The organism is Desulfosporosinus sp. Tol-M2 (genome assembly GCF_059735615.1).
The window spans coordinates 1-3,979 of record NZ_JCAIJG010000043.1; the positions used below are offsets into that span (position 1 = coordinate 1).

General features: G+C 46.8%; 5 protein-coding genes. All 5 read right to left on the reverse strand.

Annotated features, from left to right (window positions below; all coding sequences use genetic code 11):
- Positions 1 to 27: 27 nt before the first annotated feature.
- Positions 28 to 273 (reverse strand): cell wall-binding repeat-containing protein, encoded by a 246-nt coding sequence (locus AC6I5A_RS02870; RefSeq protein WP_052167847.1) that lies wholly within the window; start codon positions 271 to 273, stop codon positions 28 to 30.
- Between the two features lie 12 nt (positions 274 to 285).
- On the reverse strand, positions 286 to 906 hold the full coding sequence (locus tag AC6I5A_RS02875) for a hypothetical protein (RefSeq protein WP_052167848.1): 621 nt from the start codon (positions 904 to 906) through the stop codon (positions 286 to 288).
- Between the two features lie 73 nt (positions 907 to 979).
- Entirely contained in the window at positions 980 to 2,200 is a 1,221-nt protein-coding gene (locus AC6I5A_RS02880; RefSeq protein WP_034611543.1) for an ABC transporter permease, read from the reverse strand.
- Positions 2,197 to 2,922, reverse strand: a complete 726-nt coding sequence (locus AC6I5A_RS02885) for an ABC transporter ATP-binding protein (protein WP_034611546.1) — start codon at positions 2,920 to 2,922, stop codon at positions 2,197 to 2,199. Before AC6I5A_RS02885 ends, AC6I5A_RS02880 begins: the two co-directional genes overlap by 4 nt.
- 122 nt (positions 2,923 to 3,044) lie before the next feature.
- Positions 3,045 to 3,979: efflux RND transporter periplasmic adaptor subunit (locus AC6I5A_RS02890; protein WP_034611548.1), on the reverse strand; the 935-nt coding region annotated here is incomplete at its 5' end.

A 3,979-nucleotide genomic window follows, 5' to 3' on the forward strand; every position in this document is an offset into this window, starting at 1 on the left:
AATATTCTTAGCACCGAGAGTACGGATTTACGCTAACGTCCGATCGTCTAATTTCGCAGAATCCGTCATTAATATCGGAGCATTAAGTTTTTTCGAAAGCGGAACTGCGTCGAGAGCATCCGAAAATTGCTCATCGCGAGATAAAATGACATAAGGGATCCCCCTCGTCCATCCACATTGGGCAATGGCAAACGCCAGGGAAACGTTATCCTCCGTCGTACCTCCGATACCAGCATTTTGAGGATAGGCGGGAAGAACCCGAATCGTACCCATCACATTCCCGGCCTAAATGATGTTAGCGGTTCCCAACGCAGTAGGGGTCATCGTAAATGTAAACGTTCCATCGCTAAGCGTTGTATAAGTTGAATCCGCAGCTCCTACTGCAGTCCCGTCTACAGTTATAGATTTACGGACCAATGGATTACCTGCGGAATCCATAACCTTAATATTTATGGTTTTATTCGTATTCATTACAAGAGAGTCTGTCATGATTGATTTGGCATTCAGCACCGTTATCGTCCCTGCGGCTAAGGCTGTACCCATTGCTCCTTGGCGGATGACTAATTGATAATCTCCAGCGTTTTCTAACGTTACATTGGAAATTGTATAGTTTCCACCTGACCCGGAAATAGGAAATAATCTTTGAACCCCCTCGGAGTCTGTTATGGTAACGCTGCCCACAGATCCTGTAAAGGGGTCAGATAYGTTATTCCAAAGCTGAACATTTATATTTTTCGTTTCTCCCRCAATCAGTTTTGAATCTGCGCTAGTCGCAAAGTTGAGCAAGGAAAGCCATGTACTGCCATCATCACCGGCCGCTGAAGCAACCCCCGGGATCATTCCTATCAGCAATAATACCATCATCAGAACACCCAAAACCTTAAGGGTCTGCTTCTTTTTCCCCATGTATTATTTCTCCTCCCTGCTTTTAATAAATATATTTTAATCTACATTGTATCTGTTCTTTTTGAAATTTAAATCACTCGTATCTTAAGGCATCAATCGGGTCCATAGCAGCAGCCTTTCGCGCTGGGAAAACCCCGAAAATAATGCCGATTCCCGCCGAAAAGCCAAACGCCATAAAAACTGAGGCCATGGAAATACCGGTGTTCATTATTAAGACCTTCCCAGCAAGGTTAGATCCTCTATAACCAAGGGCGATGCCGATGCCTCCCCCCAAAACACTGAGCACGACCGCTTCAATAAGAAACTGCAATAAAATATCCTTGCCTTTTGCCCCGATCGCCTTACGGATTCCGATTTCTCGTGTTCGTTCGGTGACCGAAACAAGCATAATATTCATGATCCCAATTCCCCCAACCAGCAAAGAAATCCCTGCGATGCCGCCCAGGAGCATTGTTAAGGTTTGAGTCACACTGGTCATAGTTGCTAACATATCCGCCTGATTCTGAACTCTGAAGTCATTATCTTTGCCGTCCGGAATCTTATGGGATTTGCGCAAAGCGGCTGTAATCTCATCTTGTGCCGTTTGCATAAGCGCCTCTGAAGAAGCCGAGACCAAAATATTACGCACCGTCTTTTTCCCGATTAAGCGTGCCTGAACGGTCGTGATCGGTGCCGTAATCATATCATCACTACTCTGAAACCCGCTAGATCCTGTAGCCGTCGTCACCCCAATAACTTGAAAAGGAACATTGTTTACTTTAATGATTTTCCCGACAACGGCTGCATTCGCGTCCCCCAAGAGGTTTTCGACAACCGTCGGGCCTAAGACCGCAACCCTGGCACTGCTATCCACGTCCTCTTTGGTAAGATAACGGCCACGAGCCAAGGAGACATTTTTAACGACTTCATAATCCTCTGTGGTTCCGTTAATACTTGTAGAGGTATTTCCAGACCCCAGGACCACTTGCGCATTGGAACCCGCAATTGGGGCGACTGCTTTCACGGCTGGTCCAAGTGCTTGAATCTTTTTAACATCGTCCATCGTTAGGGAGGCGGCGCTTCCTGCCCCCCCGTTAATTCCTCCTGAATTTGACTGCCCGGGGCTGATCGTCAGAAGGTTCGAACCCATACCTTGAATTTGGGAAGTGATCGAGGCGGTTGCTCCATTCCCAATTCCAACCATGGCAATAACCGCCGCCACTCCAATAATAATCCCCAGCATTGTCAAAGATGAACGCAGTTTATTAGCTCGTAAAGCCCGCAAAGAAACTCGAATGCTTTCCAGTAAGTTCACTTTGCTACTCCTTCCTCAAGGGCCTGTGCTTGGGCCTTGCGCTGATTTTTTACTTTTTCATCCTTTTCAATAAGACCATCACGAACACGCACAATCCTTTGGGTAAATTCGGCGATATCCGGTTCATGCGTTACAATAACAATCGTGTTTCCCGCAGAGTGCAGTCGCTGAAAGATTGCCATAATCTCTTCACTTGATCGACTGTCAAGATTTCCGGTAGGCTCATCCGCCAGGATGATTGCAGGTCCTGTGACAAGCGCCCTGGCAATGGCTACCCGCTGTTGTTGACCACCCGAGAGTTCTTTCGGACGGTGGTGAGTCCGATCGCCAAGACCAACCGATTCTAAAGCAGTAACGGCTCGGGTCCGTCTTTCTTTACCGCCTATACCGGCATAGAGCATGGGAAGTTCCACATTTTCTAAAGCCGTCGTTCGGGGAAGAAGATTAAATCCTTGAAAGACAAACCCAATCTTGCGATTCCGAATTACGGCCAAATCATCACTGCTAGCCTTCGCTACATCGATTTTATCGAGATAATACTCCCCTTCTGTTGGCGTATCCAAACATCCTAAAATATTCATCATAGTCGATTTTCCGGAACCAGAGGGTCCCATAATCGCTACAAACTCGCTGGCTCCTACGTGGAGATCCACCCCTGCCAAAGCTGCCACTTGAATATCACCGTTAGTATATATCTTTTTGATCCCTTTGAGAGCTATCAAATAACACCCCTCCCGACTTCACCATAAAGCACATCTTCTTCGGGTTTGCTGTTTTTTCTCTTAGGCATACGTTTGATTTGTCGACAGTTCGTTACTCAACACTTGTTTAATGTGACCTAAACTCACTGCCCAGGACGGGCACCACCGCTTATTGCTCTATTCCCGCCGCCTCCAAGACTGAATCCCGAAGTTGCTCTAGGTGTAGTAGTTGTGCTAGTAGTTGTACGAGTTCCCGTCACAACTTCTTGACCTTCCGTTAAACCGCTTTTGATTTCCACATTGGTCCCATCATCCAAACCGACTTCCACTGTGACCGGTCGGGTATTTACATTTTGTACGCCCTTCCCACTACTTGCAGTTCCTCTTGTACCTGATAGTGCTGCTTGATCCTGAACTGCCTGACCTGCCTGACCTGCTTGACCCGTTCGATCTTTGCCGCTTGTAGTTATTGTTATTGGTACAAGAACTATTTTATTAGAATCTACAGTTTTGATTGCTTCACTTGGAACTGTCAGAACATTATCGGCCTCTGCCACCACGATATCAATATTAGCGTTCATTCCGGAGCGAAGTTTGTTACTGGCTTTTTCTACCGCCACCGTGACTTTAAAGGTTGTGACATTGGAAGTGGTTGTCCCTTGAAGAGCAACTAAGCTCACAGTTCCGCTGCTATGCTCATCCGGGTATGCGTCAAGGGTGATATCCACTTTCTGTCCTATTTCGACCTGCGCAATATCTGCCTGATCAATCGACGCTGCCACTTCAAGATTACTCTCCGTGCCATCCGTTGGAGTGATCGTGATAATTGAATTGTTCGTTGTGTATTGATACAGTTGCAGCCCACAATTAATAACCACTGCATCCGTCGGTGCCAGGATAGTAGCTCCTGCAAGTAGATAAGCCGGATCCGCATTCTGCTGAGCAATGATTAAACTCTGCTGTGCTTTTGCGAGTGCTGACTGAGCCGCTGCTAACGTTTGGGCATTATATCCCTCTCGAATGGATTGAAGTTTTGTTTGAGCCGTCTTTAAGTTGGCTTGCTGCTGCACGACGGCTG

Coding starts and splice junctions, on each gene's coding strand:
- AC6I5A_RS02870 (WP_052167847.1), bottom strand. CDS start 273: ATGGGTACGATTCGGGTTCTTCCCGCCTATCCTCAAAATGCTGGTATC.